Source organism: uncultured Nostoc sp., assembly GCF_964247315.1.
Lineage (GTDB): Bacteria > Cyanobacteriota > Cyanobacteriia > Cyanobacteriales > Nostocaceae > Nostoc.
On the sequence record NZ_CAXTTT010000165.1, the window covers coordinates 1 to 12,912 of the forward strand.

Annotated in this window: 9 protein-coding genes and 3 pseudogenes; 6 read left to right on the top strand and 6 right to left on the bottom strand. The window is 40.1% G+C overall.

Annotated elements, in window-relative coordinates; translation table 11 throughout:
* Nucleotides 1–222 precede the first annotated feature (222 nt).
* On the top strand, nt 223–672 hold the full coding sequence (locus ACFE93_RS31315; protein ID WP_375479501.1) for a DUF4332 domain-containing protein: 450 nt from the start codon (nt 223–225) through the stop codon (nt 670–672).
* Between the two features lie 109 nt (nt 673–781).
* Here ACFE93_RS31315 and ACFE93_RS31320 read toward each other — a convergent pair whose 3' ends face one another.
* The gene (locus ACFE93_RS31320) at nt 782–1,396 is read right to left on the bottom strand and encodes a TetR/AcrR family transcriptional regulator (RefSeq protein WP_375479503.1); all 615 of its coding nucleotides are present in this window, start codon (nt 1,394–1,396) and stop codon (nt 782–784) included.
* A 151-nt stretch (nt 1,397–1,547) separates the two neighbouring features.
* Between ACFE93_RS31320 and ACFE93_RS31325 the strand changes: the two genes are divergently transcribed.
* The 4 genes and pseudogenes from ACFE93_RS31325 to ACFE93_RS31340 all read left to right on the top strand — a co-directional run bounded on the left by ACFE93_RS31325 (nt 1,548) and on the right by ACFE93_RS31340 (nt 7,044).
* On the top strand, nt 1,548–3,245 hold the full coding sequence (locus ACFE93_RS31325) for a M16 family metallopeptidase (protein WP_375479505.1): 1,698 nt from the start codon (nt 1,548–1,550) through the stop codon (nt 3,243–3,245).
* A 46-nt stretch (nt 3,246–3,291) separates the two neighbouring features.
* The gene (locus ACFE93_RS31330; RefSeq protein ID WP_375479507.1) at nt 3,292–4,809 is read left to right on the top strand and encodes a M16 family metallopeptidase; all 1,518 of its coding nucleotides are present in this window, start codon (nt 3,292–3,294) and stop codon (nt 4,807–4,809) included.
* Between the two features lie 111 nt (nt 4,810–4,920).
* Nucleotides 4,921–5,098 (top strand): annotated as a pseudogene (locus ACFE93_RS31335) (IS4 family transposase); the annotation flags it as partial.
* A gap of 290 nt (nt 5,099–5,388) precedes the next feature.
* A complete protein-coding gene (locus tag ACFE93_RS31340; RefSeq protein WP_375479509.1) occupies nt 5,389–7,044 on the top strand; it encodes a mechanosensitive ion channel family protein in 1,656 nt (551 codons plus the stop codon).
* Between the two features lie 100 nt (nt 7,045–7,144).
* Here ACFE93_RS31340 and ACFE93_RS31345 read toward each other — a convergent pair.
* The 5 genes and pseudogenes from ACFE93_RS31345 to ACFE93_RS31365 form a co-directional block, all read right to left on the bottom strand.
* Nucleotides 7,145–8,716 (bottom strand): annotated as a pseudogene (locus ACFE93_RS31345) (Na+/H+ antiporter).
* Nucleotides 8,717–8,819: 103 nt separating this feature from the next.
* Entirely contained in the window at nt 8,820–9,206 is a 387-nt protein-coding gene (locus tag ACFE93_RS31350) for a peptidoglycan-binding protein (RefSeq protein ID WP_375479511.1), read from the bottom strand.
* 37 nt (nt 9,207–9,243) lie between these two features.
* Nucleotides 9,244–9,585, bottom strand: coding sequence for a M48 family metalloprotease (locus ACFE93_RS31355; protein WP_375479517.1), 342 nt, complete (start codon nt 9,583–9,585; stop codon nt 9,244–9,246).
* A gap of 54 nt (nt 9,586–9,639) precedes the next feature.
* Nucleotides 9,640–10,210 (bottom strand): annotated as a pseudogene (locus tag ACFE93_RS31360) (DUF3611 family protein).
* 84 nt (nt 10,211–10,294) lie between these two features.
* On the bottom strand, nt 10,295–11,641 hold the full coding sequence (locus ACFE93_RS31365) for a DUF2254 domain-containing protein (protein WP_375479513.1): 1,347 nt from the start codon (nt 11,639–11,641) through the stop codon (nt 10,295–10,297).
* 145 nt (nt 11,642–11,786) lie between these two features.
* On the opposite strand from ACFE93_RS31365, the gene ACFE93_RS31370 reads away from it, so the two are divergent.
* Nucleotides 11,787–12,722: an alpha/beta hydrolase gene (locus ACFE93_RS31370; RefSeq protein WP_375479515.1), complete on the top strand. Its 936-nt coding sequence runs from the start codon at nt 11,787–11,789 to the stop codon at nt 12,720–12,722.
* Nucleotides 12,723–12,912 lie beyond the last annotated feature (190 nt).

Sequence of the window (12,912 nt, forward strand, 5' to 3'; positions counted from 1 at the left end):
ATTGTCAGGCGAAACAATCGTATTGTTAGGCGACACAATCGCATTGTTAGGTGAAACAATCGTATTGTCAGGCGAAACAATCGTATTGTCAGGCGAAACAATGCCATTGTAGAAGATTGAGTTAAAATTGCACGTCAATACAAACACTAAACCGTAAGAGCGTACTTTTGCGAAGAAGCAACTGTCACAATATTTAAACAAGCCTATATTTTTATTTCAAAAATGTCTGCTAAACACAAAGCTAGTAGAACTACTATCCAATCTCGTGATTGGCCAATTGAGCAATTACCTGGACTGAGCCATGAGGAACAATCTCAACTTCAAAATTGTGGAATTACTACCACAGTAGCCTTAGTCAAACAAGGTAAAACTCTAGAGTCAAGACTGGTGTTAGCAAATAAACTACAGATTCATCTTCAATATGTAAATAAATGGATGGCTTTAGCTGACTTGGCGCGTATTCCCAGTGTCGGCACACAATATTGTGGTTTATTGCTTCATGCAGGTATTGGTTCTGTAGTGCAGTTAGCTCAAACTCCCACTCACAGATTGCACCAACAAATTATGCGCTTACAAGTAGCAACAATGCAGCGCCGAGATTTATGTCCAGCAATTGAGCTAGTACAACAGTGGAGTCAGCAAGCGAAAATAGTGCTGAGTGCTGAGTGCTGAGTGCTGAGTGGGGAGTAGGGAGTGGGATTAAGGAGAATCAATTCAAAATTCAAAATTCAAAATTAAAGAACTTCTGCCTTCTGCCTCCTGCCTCCTCTTTCCCAATTCCCTAATCTTTAGCTAAAACACCATTAAGAAAGATATCAGCAAGTCCTTCGGCCATTTCCTGCATTTGTTGGGGAGAGGCGTCAGGTTCGATGAGGGTGTTGTTAGAAAAACCTGCGATCGCAAACATTCCTAAGAAAACTTTCGCAACTAGCTTTGCGTTCCCTTGACGATAAATGCCTTTATCCATCGCTGTTTGAAAGAATGCTTCACCCACATCAGTCATTTTAGTAATGACTTCTAATTGAATGCGATCGCGCAAATCGGGGTGAAACTGCACCTCCATAAAACAAACACGCATCAAATCTGCATTTTTTTGAAAATTCCACATCCGACGGCGCATCACCTGAGCGACGGCTTTATAGCTGCCCATTTCACTTAATTCTGTGAGCAAATCTGTGAGAATCTCTACCCAGCCACTCGTGGCTACTTCCACCAAAATTGCTTTTTTATTAGGAAAATGACGAAATAGAGTGCCTTCAGCTATACCTGCCGTTTGTGCTAAGTCGCGGGTGGTAGTGCCGTCAAATCCCTGAGAGGCAAACAACCGTTGCGCTGCCTGTAAAATCCGGGTGCGCGTCTGAACCTCTGAGGGCGGGGAAGAATTAAAAACTCGCATAACAGTTATGGTGAGATATCCGTAACAAGACTTGTAGCATTATTGTCTAATGTCAACTATAAAGAGCCACTGAAAGCTTAATACAAGATTAACGTTCTTTTGCTGAGTATCCTGTTATTTAGGTAATGTAACTTTATCTTAATTTTCGCTTATGAACCAGAGCAGTCAGTCAATTTTGGATTTTATACTTCGTCGTCAGCGCAGCTCGACTGAGCGATCGCCAAACATCTCAGTCGAACGATTGGGGATTTTGGATTGCTCAGATCGAGTATCTGTCATATTACGGCGGTTATTTGTCACTTTGTTGACTTTAATTATCTTCTCGTGGGGATTGCTGCCAGAAGTCGCTCTAGCTCAAACTCAGACAGCACCACCTCTTCAAGAAACCAAAACTCAAACTCCGCCAGTTGAAAGTTCAATCCAACCTTATCTCGATCGAGTTATTAAGCAGTTAACGGAGTTTCGCCTCGACAATGGTTTGAAATTCATTGTCTTGGAACGACATCAAGCGCCCGTGGTTTCTTTTCTTACTTATGCGAATGTGGGTGGTGTGGATGAGCCAGATGGTAAAACTGGTGTAGCTCACTTTCTGGAACATTTGGCGTTTAAAGGCACAACGCGCATTGGTACACAAGACTACAAAAAAGAAAAACCGCTACTAGATACCTTAGAGCAGTTGAATGCTCAAATTAAAACAGCGAAAGCCGATGGCAAAAAAGCTGAGGTTGTTCGGTTACAAACTGAGTTTGAGCAAGTGGAATCGCAAGCAGGTAAGCTAGTCAAGCAAAATGAATTGGGGCAAATTGTCGAACAAGCGGGAGGCGTGGGTTTAAATGCCAATACTTCAACCGAAGCCACTCGTTATTTTTACAGCTTTCCTGCCAATAAGCTAGAACTTTGGATGTCGTTGGAATCGGAGCGATTTCTCGATCCGGTAATTCGTCGTGAATTTTATAAAGAGAAAGATGTAATTTTAGAAGAACGACGGATGCGGGTGGAGAATTCACCCATTGGATTGATGGTGGAAAAGTTTATTGATACTGCTTACAAAGCCCATCCTTACAGGCGTCCAGTGATTGGTTATGACGAAGATATCCGCAATCTGACACCAGAAGATGTCCAAAAGTTTTTTGATACTCACTACGTACCAAGTAATTTAGCGATCGCCATTGTCGGAGATGTCAATCCCACTCAGGTGAAAAAATTGGCGCAAACTTATTTTGGCCGCTATCAAGCCAAAACCAAAGCTGTTGAACAAATCCCGGTGGAACCGCCACAACAACAAACACGAGAAGTTACTTTACAGCTACCTTCACAACCCTGGTATTTAGAAGGTTATCATCGTCCGGCAATTACCGATCCAGATAATGCCGTCTATGAAATTATTGGCAGTTTATTAAGCGATGGGCGCACATCGCGGCTATATAAATCTTTGGTAGAAAAGCAACGTTTGGCGCTAAATGCTCAAGGTTACAGTGGATTTCCTGGAGATAAATACCCAAACTTGATATTTTTCTATGCTCTCACAGCTCCTGGTCATACAGTTGATGAGTTGGCGGTGGCTTTACGTCAAGAAATTGACAAATTAAAAACTGAGCCTGTAGCGGCGGCTGATTTGCAACGGGTGAAAACCCAAGCACGGGCGAGTTTGTTACGTACTCTCGATTCCAATATGGGGATGGCGCAACAATTGTTGGAATATGAGGTGAAAACTGGCTCTTGGCGGAATTTGTTTAAGCAGTTGGATGACATTTCAGCGGTGACGACGGCTGATATTGTGCGAGTGGCAAAGGAGACTTTTACGCCAGAAAATCGCACGATTGGTAAGTTGTTGTCGAAAGAATCTTAAGAGAAACGAACCACGAAGGACGCTAAGAGCGCAAAGGAAGAGAGGTATGCAGAGGTATAAGGTGAAGGGTAAAAGGCAGATAACGTTGAAAATTCAAAATAGGAAGGGGTTGATTTATGTTTTGGTTGCTGTTTTTGCGTGCTTACTTTTAACTTGTAATTTTTCTCTGGCGGCGACGGCTGAGGCAAAGCATTACACAGAATTGCAGCTACCACCGCTACCTGAGATTAAGTTACCCAAGTATGAGCGGTTTGTGCTGCAAAACGGCTTAGTTGTGTATTTAATGGAAGATCACGAGTTACCGTTGGTGAATGGTACAGCGTTTGTACGCACAGGAAATCGCTTGGAACCAATGGAAAAAGTTGGGTTGGCTGGTTTTACAGGCGGGGTAATGCGAACTGGAGGAACTAAGAACCATTCGTCTGATGAACTCAACGAGATATTAGAACAACGGGCAGCATCTGTGGAAGTTGGTATTAGTGAAACTTCTGGTAGTGCTAGCTTTGACGCACTCAGTGAAGATTTAGAAACGGTGTTTGGGCTGTTTGCTGAGGTGCTGCGATCGCCTGTATTTGCTCAAGAAAAGCTAGACTTGGCTAAGACACAAGCTAAAGGTGGCATTGCCCGTCGTAATGATAATCCAGATGGGATTGCTAGTCGGGAATTTAAGAAATTGCTCTATGGAAAAGATAGTCCTTATGCTCGCACGATAGAGTATGCAACGGTGGATAAGGTTGAGCGTGAGGATTTGCTCAAGTTTTATCAGCAATATTTCCACCCCAATAATATAATTTTGGGGATTGTGGGGGATTTTGAGAGTAAGAAAATGCGATCGCTCATTCAAGCTAAGTTTGGCGGTTGGCAGCGTAACCCAGGTATTGCTAAACCCACATTACCAAAGGTTTCACCAGCTAACACAGGTGGAGTCTTTTTTGTCAATCAGCCACAACTGACGCAAAGTAGTGTGCTTATCGGGCATTTGGGCGGACGTTTCGACAGTCCCGATTATGCAGCGCTGGATGTATTGAATGGAGTGTTAAATGGATTTGGTGGACGCTTATTTAATGAATTGCGATCGCGTCAAGGTTTAGCTTACTCTGTCTACGGCCAGTGGAGTCCCCGCTACGATTATCCTGGCATATTTATTGCTGGTGGAGAAACGCGATCAGATGCTACTGTCCAATTTGTCAAAGCCTTACAAGCTGAAATCAAGCGCACCCAAACTCAAAGAGTGACAGCAAAAGAACTAGCTTATGCTAAAGAGTCTACACTCAACTCCTTTGTATTCAATTTTCAAGACCCAGGTCAAACCTTATCACGATTGATGCGATACGAATATTACGGCTATCCTGCTGATTTTCTGTTTCGCTATCAAAAAGCCGTCGCCGCCACCACCGCAGCCGATGTGCAACGGGTAGCACGAGAATACCTCAAGCCAGAAAAGATTGTGACTCTAGTAGTGGGGAATCAAACCGCCATTCAACCCCCATTGACACAGTTAGCTAAACAGGTGACACCAATAGATGTAACGATTCCTGGTTCGCAGCCACAGGCGAAGAATTAATAGCGTAGATAGCTACAATACCTTTGCCAAAAAAAGAGTATGAAGAGAGAGGGCTGCTGTAGTAGAGTTATTGTCTCTCAAAACGACAACTCAAAAACTACTGTTCAGCCCATGCCTGATATTTTATCACTGCTACAATGTCTGTTACCGCAGATAAATGCTACAACGATGCGGCAATTGAACTAGATAATCCTGCCTACGTTAGCAATGAGTGGCCGAGTCACCATATTGGGCAGGAATTGGCAGTAGTTATCAGACAATGTTGAGATTCTTTCATACAGTAATACCTTAGGCAACAAGTCATCAAAATCAAAAATTTACCCATCAAAAGGGATTGCAGAATTATTCAAGATGTAAGTGTTCAAAGATAAAGATAGATAAATTTTTACGTTGAGTTGTATTGCCTTGTATAACTTATTATATTATATTTAGCGATTTATTATTTTGGTTTTTCAGAATAAGCAGTAAATATATTTAAACAATCAACTATCTATGGTAAGATATAGCAATAAAAAAAAATTAATTTTTTTTCACAAGTTTATTGTCATAGTTGTGATGTTATTTATACTGTTCATCACTATGACAGTTAGTTACTCTCAAGAAAAAAATCCTACTGTTAATCAGACTTCCGAAGCTGTTAATAAGATAGATGGTACTCCTGTAATTTTGGGAGACAAAACACTATTTATTATTAAAAAAAATGTCGGTTCTTTTTCTCCTCAAGAGCGCTCGCAAGCGGTTACGAGTAGAATCGAAACAATAGCCAATGATCCATCTATTCCTGTTGATACTTTAAAAAGTTTAGACCAGGAAGATACTACAAATATTGTCTTAGGAGAGAAACTAATATTTACTATTACCGAAAATGATGCAAAAGCCGCAGGTAAAAGTAGACAGGAACTGGCTCAAGAATATATCAAAAAAATCAGTGGTTCTATCGCTAAGTATAGGAAAGAGCGTAGCTTAAATTATATTTTAAAAGGTCTACTTTACAGTTTTCTTTCCACTCTAGGTGTATTTATATTTTTAAAAGTTTTTAATCAGATTTCCCCAAAAATCATTACTACATTACAGAATTGGCAAGGAATCAGGATTCCTGCCATCAGAATTCAAAATATCGAACTTTTACCTGCATCTAGAGTCAGCAATATTGTAACTAGAGTAGTGAAAATACTCCGGCTGATGATAATGTTAGGAGTTATATATATCTATGTTTCCTTAGTCTTGGGATTTTTCCCTTGGACGAAACAGCTTAGTTCTAGACTTGTTAGTTATTTTCTAGAAGCTCTCTATCAAAGTTGGTTAGCATTTGTGGCTTATTGTCCTAAATTGTTCGCCTTGGGATTGATTTTCTTTGTAACCTACTATATTTTGAAAATTATTAGACCAATATTTACAAGATTAGGTAATGAAACTCTATCTATTTCCGGTTTTTATCCTGAGTGGGCAGAACCGACATATAAACTAGTATTCTTTTTAATCATTGGCTTAGCATTAGTACTGGCTTTTCCCTATCTACCAGGATTTGGTTCACCAGCTTTTCAAGGAATATCTGTGTTTTTAGGTATTTTGTTATCCTTAGGTTCTACAGCATTGGTTGCCAACATTGTCGCTGGAATTATTCTAATTTATACCCGTGCTTTTCAGATTGGCGATCGCATTAAAATTGGTGATACTACTGGCGATATTGTGGAAAAGACTCTGTTAGTAACGCGAATTCGTACTATCAAGAATGTGATGATTACTATTCCTAACGGAAGTGTATTAACTAGCCAAATTATTAACTACAGCGCTCTTGCTCAAGACCCTAATTATCATTTAATTTTACACACTACAGTAACGCTTGGCTATGATTTACCGTGGCGCAAAGTTCATCAAGTTTTGATTGATGCTGCGCTAGCAACCAAAGATATTTTAGCAGAACCTGTTCCTTTTGTGTTCCAAACTAGTTTAGATGATTTCTATGTGAGCTATGAATTAAACGCCTATACTAATAAGCCAATGCTGATGGGGAGTATTTATTCACAACTACATCAAAATATTCAAGATAAGTGTAATGAAGCAGAAATTGAAATTCTTTCTCCTCATTATTCGGCTATTCGGGATGGGAACCAAATTACTATACCAGAAAATTATCTGTCTCAAGATTATCAAGCACCGGGATTTCGTCTCTCTCCTCTGGATAACTTATTTAAGCAGTTCAACGGAAAAAATACACCAAAGTCGGGTGAATAATCAAAGTTCGACAAGTGAGGATAAATAACAGTCAACGAAGATAGCACCTAAAAAGTTTACAATCTCGTTAAGTGGCGATCGCTTACTATGCAGTATAGACTTATTGCTTCCCATCTGCTCTGTCATAGTTTGTTTGCAAAAAAGGTGAAAGTTCTTTATTTAACTTACCTGCGCGGACAAACTCAGCGTAGGTATCAGCTTCAATTGCCAGTAGTTCTCTTCGCAGTTCTTCGGTTGTAAATTCTTGCAAATTTGGGTATTCATCAAGTAACTTATCAATTTCTTCTTGCAAAAAGGTAATTTCTCCTGAAAGCAGCGTCTTCTGATATTGATAAAACTCTGGCTCAATTCCGGGACGCTTTTGTGTTGTTTCTAAATATTCCAGCGCCCTTTGGAGAGCAACTTGACGGGCAATTGCTTCCGTGTATTTTTGACGTAGCGGTTGCGAACCTAAAAGTTGGAATTTTTCTAATAATGGTTGGATGGTTAAGCCTTGTACTAACAGGGTAAATAAAACTACTCCAAATACAGTGGCAATAATTTCTTCCCTTTGCGGGAGTGTGGCTGGTACACTCAAAGCCAGGGCAATGGAGACAGAGCCGCGTAGCCCACCCCACGTCAATACAGTTTGTTCAGATAAAGGAATTTGGGATTTAGCTAACCAGTTGCTGAGACTACTTAAAGCATAAATAGATACTGCCCGTCCCACAATCATCGCGACAATTGTGACTGCAATAGTTTTTAGGTTATCTCCTAAGACAGCAAAGCGAATTTGATCGCCAATTAAGAGAAAAACAATCGAATTCACAAAAAAAGCTAGAAATTCCCAAAATTCAGTGACAATGAACCGTGTGCGCGGGTTCATGCCGATGCGCGAGCCAAAGTTGCCTAAAATTAAAGCTGTGGTGACAACTCCCATCACGCCGGAACCACCTAAATATTCTGTTATTAGGTAAGTGCTGTAGGCAGAAACCAGGGTAAGGGATTGTTCTACTAATGGTAAGTCGAAACGTTGGGTTAGATAGGAAATACCAAACCCAATTAATCCTCCAACACTGATACCAATGCCTACTACCTGAAAAAATTCTAATCAAGCAGACTGTAAATCAAGTTTAGCAGTACCTAACGGTAGAGCAACTAATAAGCCAAAAGCCACAACGGCCATACCATCATTAAATAAACTTTCTCCTTCCATCAGCGTTCTTAGACGTTTGCTTGCTCCTAATTCCCGAAACAAAGCTGTTACTGAAACCGGATCGGTTGCTGATAGACTAGCTCCAACTAATAGAGCAATGCTCAGTTCAAGTCCAGCGAATTGATGAAGACCGAGTGCTACTCCAGCAATAGAAATTATCACCCCAACTACTGCATATAGACAAATAGGTAACAAATCCCGCTTTAAGTCTGACCATTTCAAATTCCAAGCAGCTTCAAACAGCAGTGGCGGTAAGAAAATCATTAGAATCAATTCAGGAGAGAGATTAATCAATCGTACATTCACGAATGCTAATCCTAATCCCACTATGACTAGTAATAATGTATAAGGAATGCGACGCAACCAACTAAAAATTTGTGGTAGTGTTGCTACACCCAAAGAGACAGAGAGTACTAGTAGAAATTGCTTGAGTTGTCCTGCAATTACGACTTCACCCGTAGCAGAATCTAAGACCATAAGGGGATTCCAGTTAAATAGAATATTTAGCATCAATAAAAATAGAGAGATTATCAAACCTCCAACATTTTACCCTGATAAATACTGTACTTATAGCGATTTGTTAGAAACGACGACGCACAGGTGGTACACTACTGATTAAAGCTTGCCACGTCAGCGCTCCTACCCTACCATCACCAACTATTCTGTGCGATCGCTGAAAGGTAGCTACTGCTGTAGAGGTTTTATCTCCATAGATACCATCAATAGATCCTTTATAAAATCCTAGCCATTGCAGGACAGCTTGCACATCTCTCACAGGCTGTCCACGAGATCCGGGTTTAAGATAGGGAGATTTCACAGGAGAGTATTTTGAAAGCCCACCTTTAATTGAGGTATTATTATTTGTCTGCGCCTTGGCAGGTGCAAAACTAAAAGATAACATCCCCAAAAGCAATACAGAAATTAAGCCCAATGGTAAAACTATTAAGCGCATCAATCGAATTTTCATTACCTTACATCCTCTCCAAAATTTATTATCAACTAACTTAAAGATTGAATTTTTCCTCATATACAGTATTGTTTAAACCGCCACCTTTATAAGCATTTTGAGAATGAATTGCACTTATTAAGGCAGTAATGCGATCGCTGGTTGCAGGGTGAGTACTCAAAAATGTTGGCACTGAAGGCTGGTTGAGTAACTTTTGCATAAAAACAATCATGGCAGATTGAGCATAACCAGCACGTCTTAAAGTCTTCAGTCCTCTTTGATCGGCTTCAAATTCATCTTGGCGACTGTGGGGACGACGTAATGCCAAATCCATCCCAATCTGGACTGTACTGCGTTCTAATCCAGCTGCTGTGGCAAAACCACGAGCGATCGCTGAGATAGATTAGTAATTCTATAGCCATAAGCTAGGAAAATTAAATCAATGCTGCACCTCTTACTCTTCTAACCAATAAAGTAGACCAAGAGAGGTAACTCCCCCAAAAAAATGAGCGCCAATCATGTTGATGTTTGCTAACATGACAAAAATATCTAGCGAACGAATTACATTTTCTGGTTGATAAATTGCGACACCTTCAGGTTGTGCTACTGCTTTCCCCAATATAACTGTAACTGTCACTTCCGAAGCAATAAAAGCTATTAATAACCCTACTAAACTCACAATCAATCCAATTTTTAAACTTTTAATTACGTCTTCTTTTTTTGGATGGTTTTCAGAAGTTGGTGTTTGTAAAAGTTTAGCCATTTTCTGATAATTTAAAGCCCAATAGACTCGAAAGCACAGCAATAAAATACTAACAATAGCTAAAAATATCCCAAACCCTATACCTGCATTGTTTGTTTGAGTAGTAATGCTACGACTAAAGCAGGCCAACAATACAGCAATGCCAGAAACACCACCAAGTACTAACTGTACCCAAAAACTAATTCGACTTACTAAACGAAAGGTCGCAGCAAATTCCTGTTTTTTTTGGTGGATGTGAAAATGGTTCTAAATTATTTAACATATATACCTCCTAAGTACATAATTGAATAAGTAGAGCTTGTTGTACCCACGCGATAAACAGGGTAAACTTTCCAATTCAGAGGTTTCATTTTTTTCTTTCAGCCAAGGTCTGATTTTTTAAAGCTTGAATCGTACTGTCATATTGCTTTTGTACATCCTCGCGGTCTAATTCTTCTGGTAAACCGTCTTGGCTACCGCGCAAAATCATCTCTGCATGACGCTGTAAAACTGCTTGGTATTTGGAATTGTTGGTGTAAGTTGCAATATTAGCGATCGCTTCCAATAAACGAATGGTTACTGATGCATCAGATCGTGCATATTGGCGAATTCCATTAAAGGCACCATCAACCAATCCCTCAAATGTCACCCCATAAGCAATCGCACGTAATTTATGATCTTCATCGTAACGGTAGGGTGAAGGAAAATCTTTTTGGGCTAAACGGGACAGTCCAGCTCCTAGTCTATCAACACAGCGAATTGGCGTAAATGGGTCATTAATCCCTGGAGAAAGCGCACGTAGGGCAATTTCTACTAACTGATCGATGGGAAACTCGATATCTTGCTGTTCGCTACGTTCTTTACCCAAAATAAAGGCATCATTAATTTGTTTGCTTAATTTTCGATTTACCAATTCACCAGGGAAAACCATAACCGAATTACTGTCCTTAATAACAAACTTTCCCGGTCGAGACTCGACGCGCAGTAAAAGATTGTGTTTTCGGGCAATTTTAATTAATTCTTCGTCGTCAATTGCTTGGATGTAACCATTATTAGTAACTTTTACAGGACTTGCAACCAAGTCAAAATTCTCAGGTATTTCTGCAAGTTCTTGTCCAAATGGGACACTACGTCCGATTTTTTTGGGAAACAAACGATCAATGGCTTTATCTAAGTCATTACTAACATTCTCAATGATGTGCGAAGCCTGAATTATTGTAGAAGCATGATCGATAAAATAAATCAAAACTCCGATGCTAATAATTGCAAGTAAAATACCGCACGTAATCGAAATTTGTGGTACAAACCGACTATATCCATCTCCCTCACTATGAATAGTCCGAAGTACGAGCAAGCAGTAGATGAACGTACTTATAAATGTACCAAGGACAACTTGATTACCAGTGTCCTGCATGAAATTGCGTAGTAAACGGGGGCCAAAATTGGAAGCAGCTAGCTGAAGCGCTACAATTGTAATTGAAAAGGCTGTAGCAGCAACGCTAATCATCGAACCTGCAACCGCTCCTAAAAGCGATCGGGCTCCGTCTGCTCCACCAGTGTAGCTCCACCAATAATTAATATTTGCTTTACCTGTGCGATCGAGCATTAACATTGTGAATGCCAATGCAGTAGTAATTATGGCCATAATTGAGGGAATGAACCAGTAACTTGAGTGGAGCGTATCCCACAGTTTGCTCAGTTTTACATTTTTCATGTTTCGTTATTGACCTTTGTAGAATCTACCTTACTGTTGCCATCGTCTTGCTTTTGAGCAAGTAACCTGAGAGAATCACCGTCAGCTACAACGTTTAGTTTGTATTTTCAGTTTAATCGGATTGCTAATTTGTGGATGGGTGTTAGTGAATATCCCATCAACTCAAATGCAGATGGCTAAAGCGATGAAACAAGGGTTGGGAGCAAATTATCTAGAGCAAATTTCACCCCAAGTAAGGGCTAAGATGCAAACCTATCCCTTTAACTTAGTTAATTTCTTTCAGGGTATTGTATTAGGTAAAACGCGTCATCAAAAAGATATTCTCTTTGCTTCTCCTGGAGGATTGTCTTTAAAAATGGAAGTATATCAACCTCCAGAGGTAGGGAAATATCCAACAGTGGTAGTAATTTATGGTGGAGCTTGGCAATATGGCAATACTCATGCCAATACCGAGTTTAATCAGTATATTGCTAATCATGGATATACAGTATTTGCGATTGACTATCGACACGCACCTAAATATCGGTTTCCATCTCAGTTAGATGATGTGCATACAGCCTTGAATTTTATTCGCAAACATGCAGCTGAATATGAAGCCGATTCAGAACGTATGGTACTCTTAGGACGTTCTTCTGGGGCACATCTAGCAATGCTAGCGGCTTATCAACCCGATGCACCAGCGATTCGCGCTGTGGTGAACTATTATGGGCCTGTTAACTTAACTGAAGGATATAAAACACCACCAAATCCCGATCCTATAAATTCTCGCGCTGTTTTAAAAGCATTTTTTGGTGGTTCTTTAGAACAATTGCCTAATCAGTATCAAATTGCTTCACCGATAAATTACCTAACGCACCCTTTACCGCCAACTTTATTAATTTACGGCAGTCGTGACCATTTGGTAGAAGCACGATTTGGTAGACAGATGTATGAAGGTTTACATGACTCTGGCAATACTGCGGTTTTTCTAGAAATTCCTTGGGCAGAACACGCTTTTGATGCTGTTTTCAACGGTGTGAGCAATCAATTAGCATTGTATTACACTGAGAGGTTTTTGGCTTGGGCGTTGTTCAAGCAATAATTTCATCAAGGTAGAGTAGCAGTTAGAGTATAAAGACTCATTAATGGAGTCCAAAGACTCATTAATGGAGTTCAAAGACTCATTCACGAGTACCAAAGACTCATTAATGGAGTTCAAAGACTCATTCACGAGTACCAAAGACTCATTAATGGAGTTCAAAGACTCATTCACGAGTATCAAAGACTCATTA

What these genes read in the sequence shown, in the direction of transcription:
- ACFE93_RS31325 (WP_375479505.1), top strand. Translation starts at nt 1,548, where the DNA reads ATGAACCAGAGCAGTCAGTCAATTTTGGATTTTATACTTCGTCGTCAG.
- ACFE93_RS31320 (WP_375479503.1), bottom strand. Translation starts at nt 1,396, where the DNA reads ATGCGAGTTTTTAATTCTTCCCCGCCCTCAGAGGTTCAGACGCGCACC.
- ACFE93_RS31330 (WP_375479507.1), top strand. Translation starts at nt 3,292, where the DNA reads ATGCAGAGGTATAAGGTGAAGGGTAAAAGGCAGATAACGTTGAAAATT.
- ACFE93_RS31340 (WP_375479509.1), top strand. Translation starts at nt 5,389, where the DNA reads ATGACAGTTAGTTACTCTCAAGAAAAAAATCCTACTGTTAATCAGACT.
- ACFE93_RS31365 (WP_375479513.1), bottom strand. Translation starts at nt 11,641, where the DNA reads ATGAAAAATGTAAAACTGAGCAAACTGTGGGATACGCTCCACTCAAGT.
- ACFE93_RS31350 (WP_375479511.1), bottom strand. Translation starts at nt 9,206, where the DNA reads ATGAAAATTCGATTGATGCGCTTAATAGTTTTACCATTGGGCTTAATT.
- ACFE93_RS31315 (WP_375479501.1), top strand. Translation starts at nt 223, where the DNA reads ATGTCTGCTAAACACAAAGCTAGTAGAACTACTATCCAATCTCGTGAT.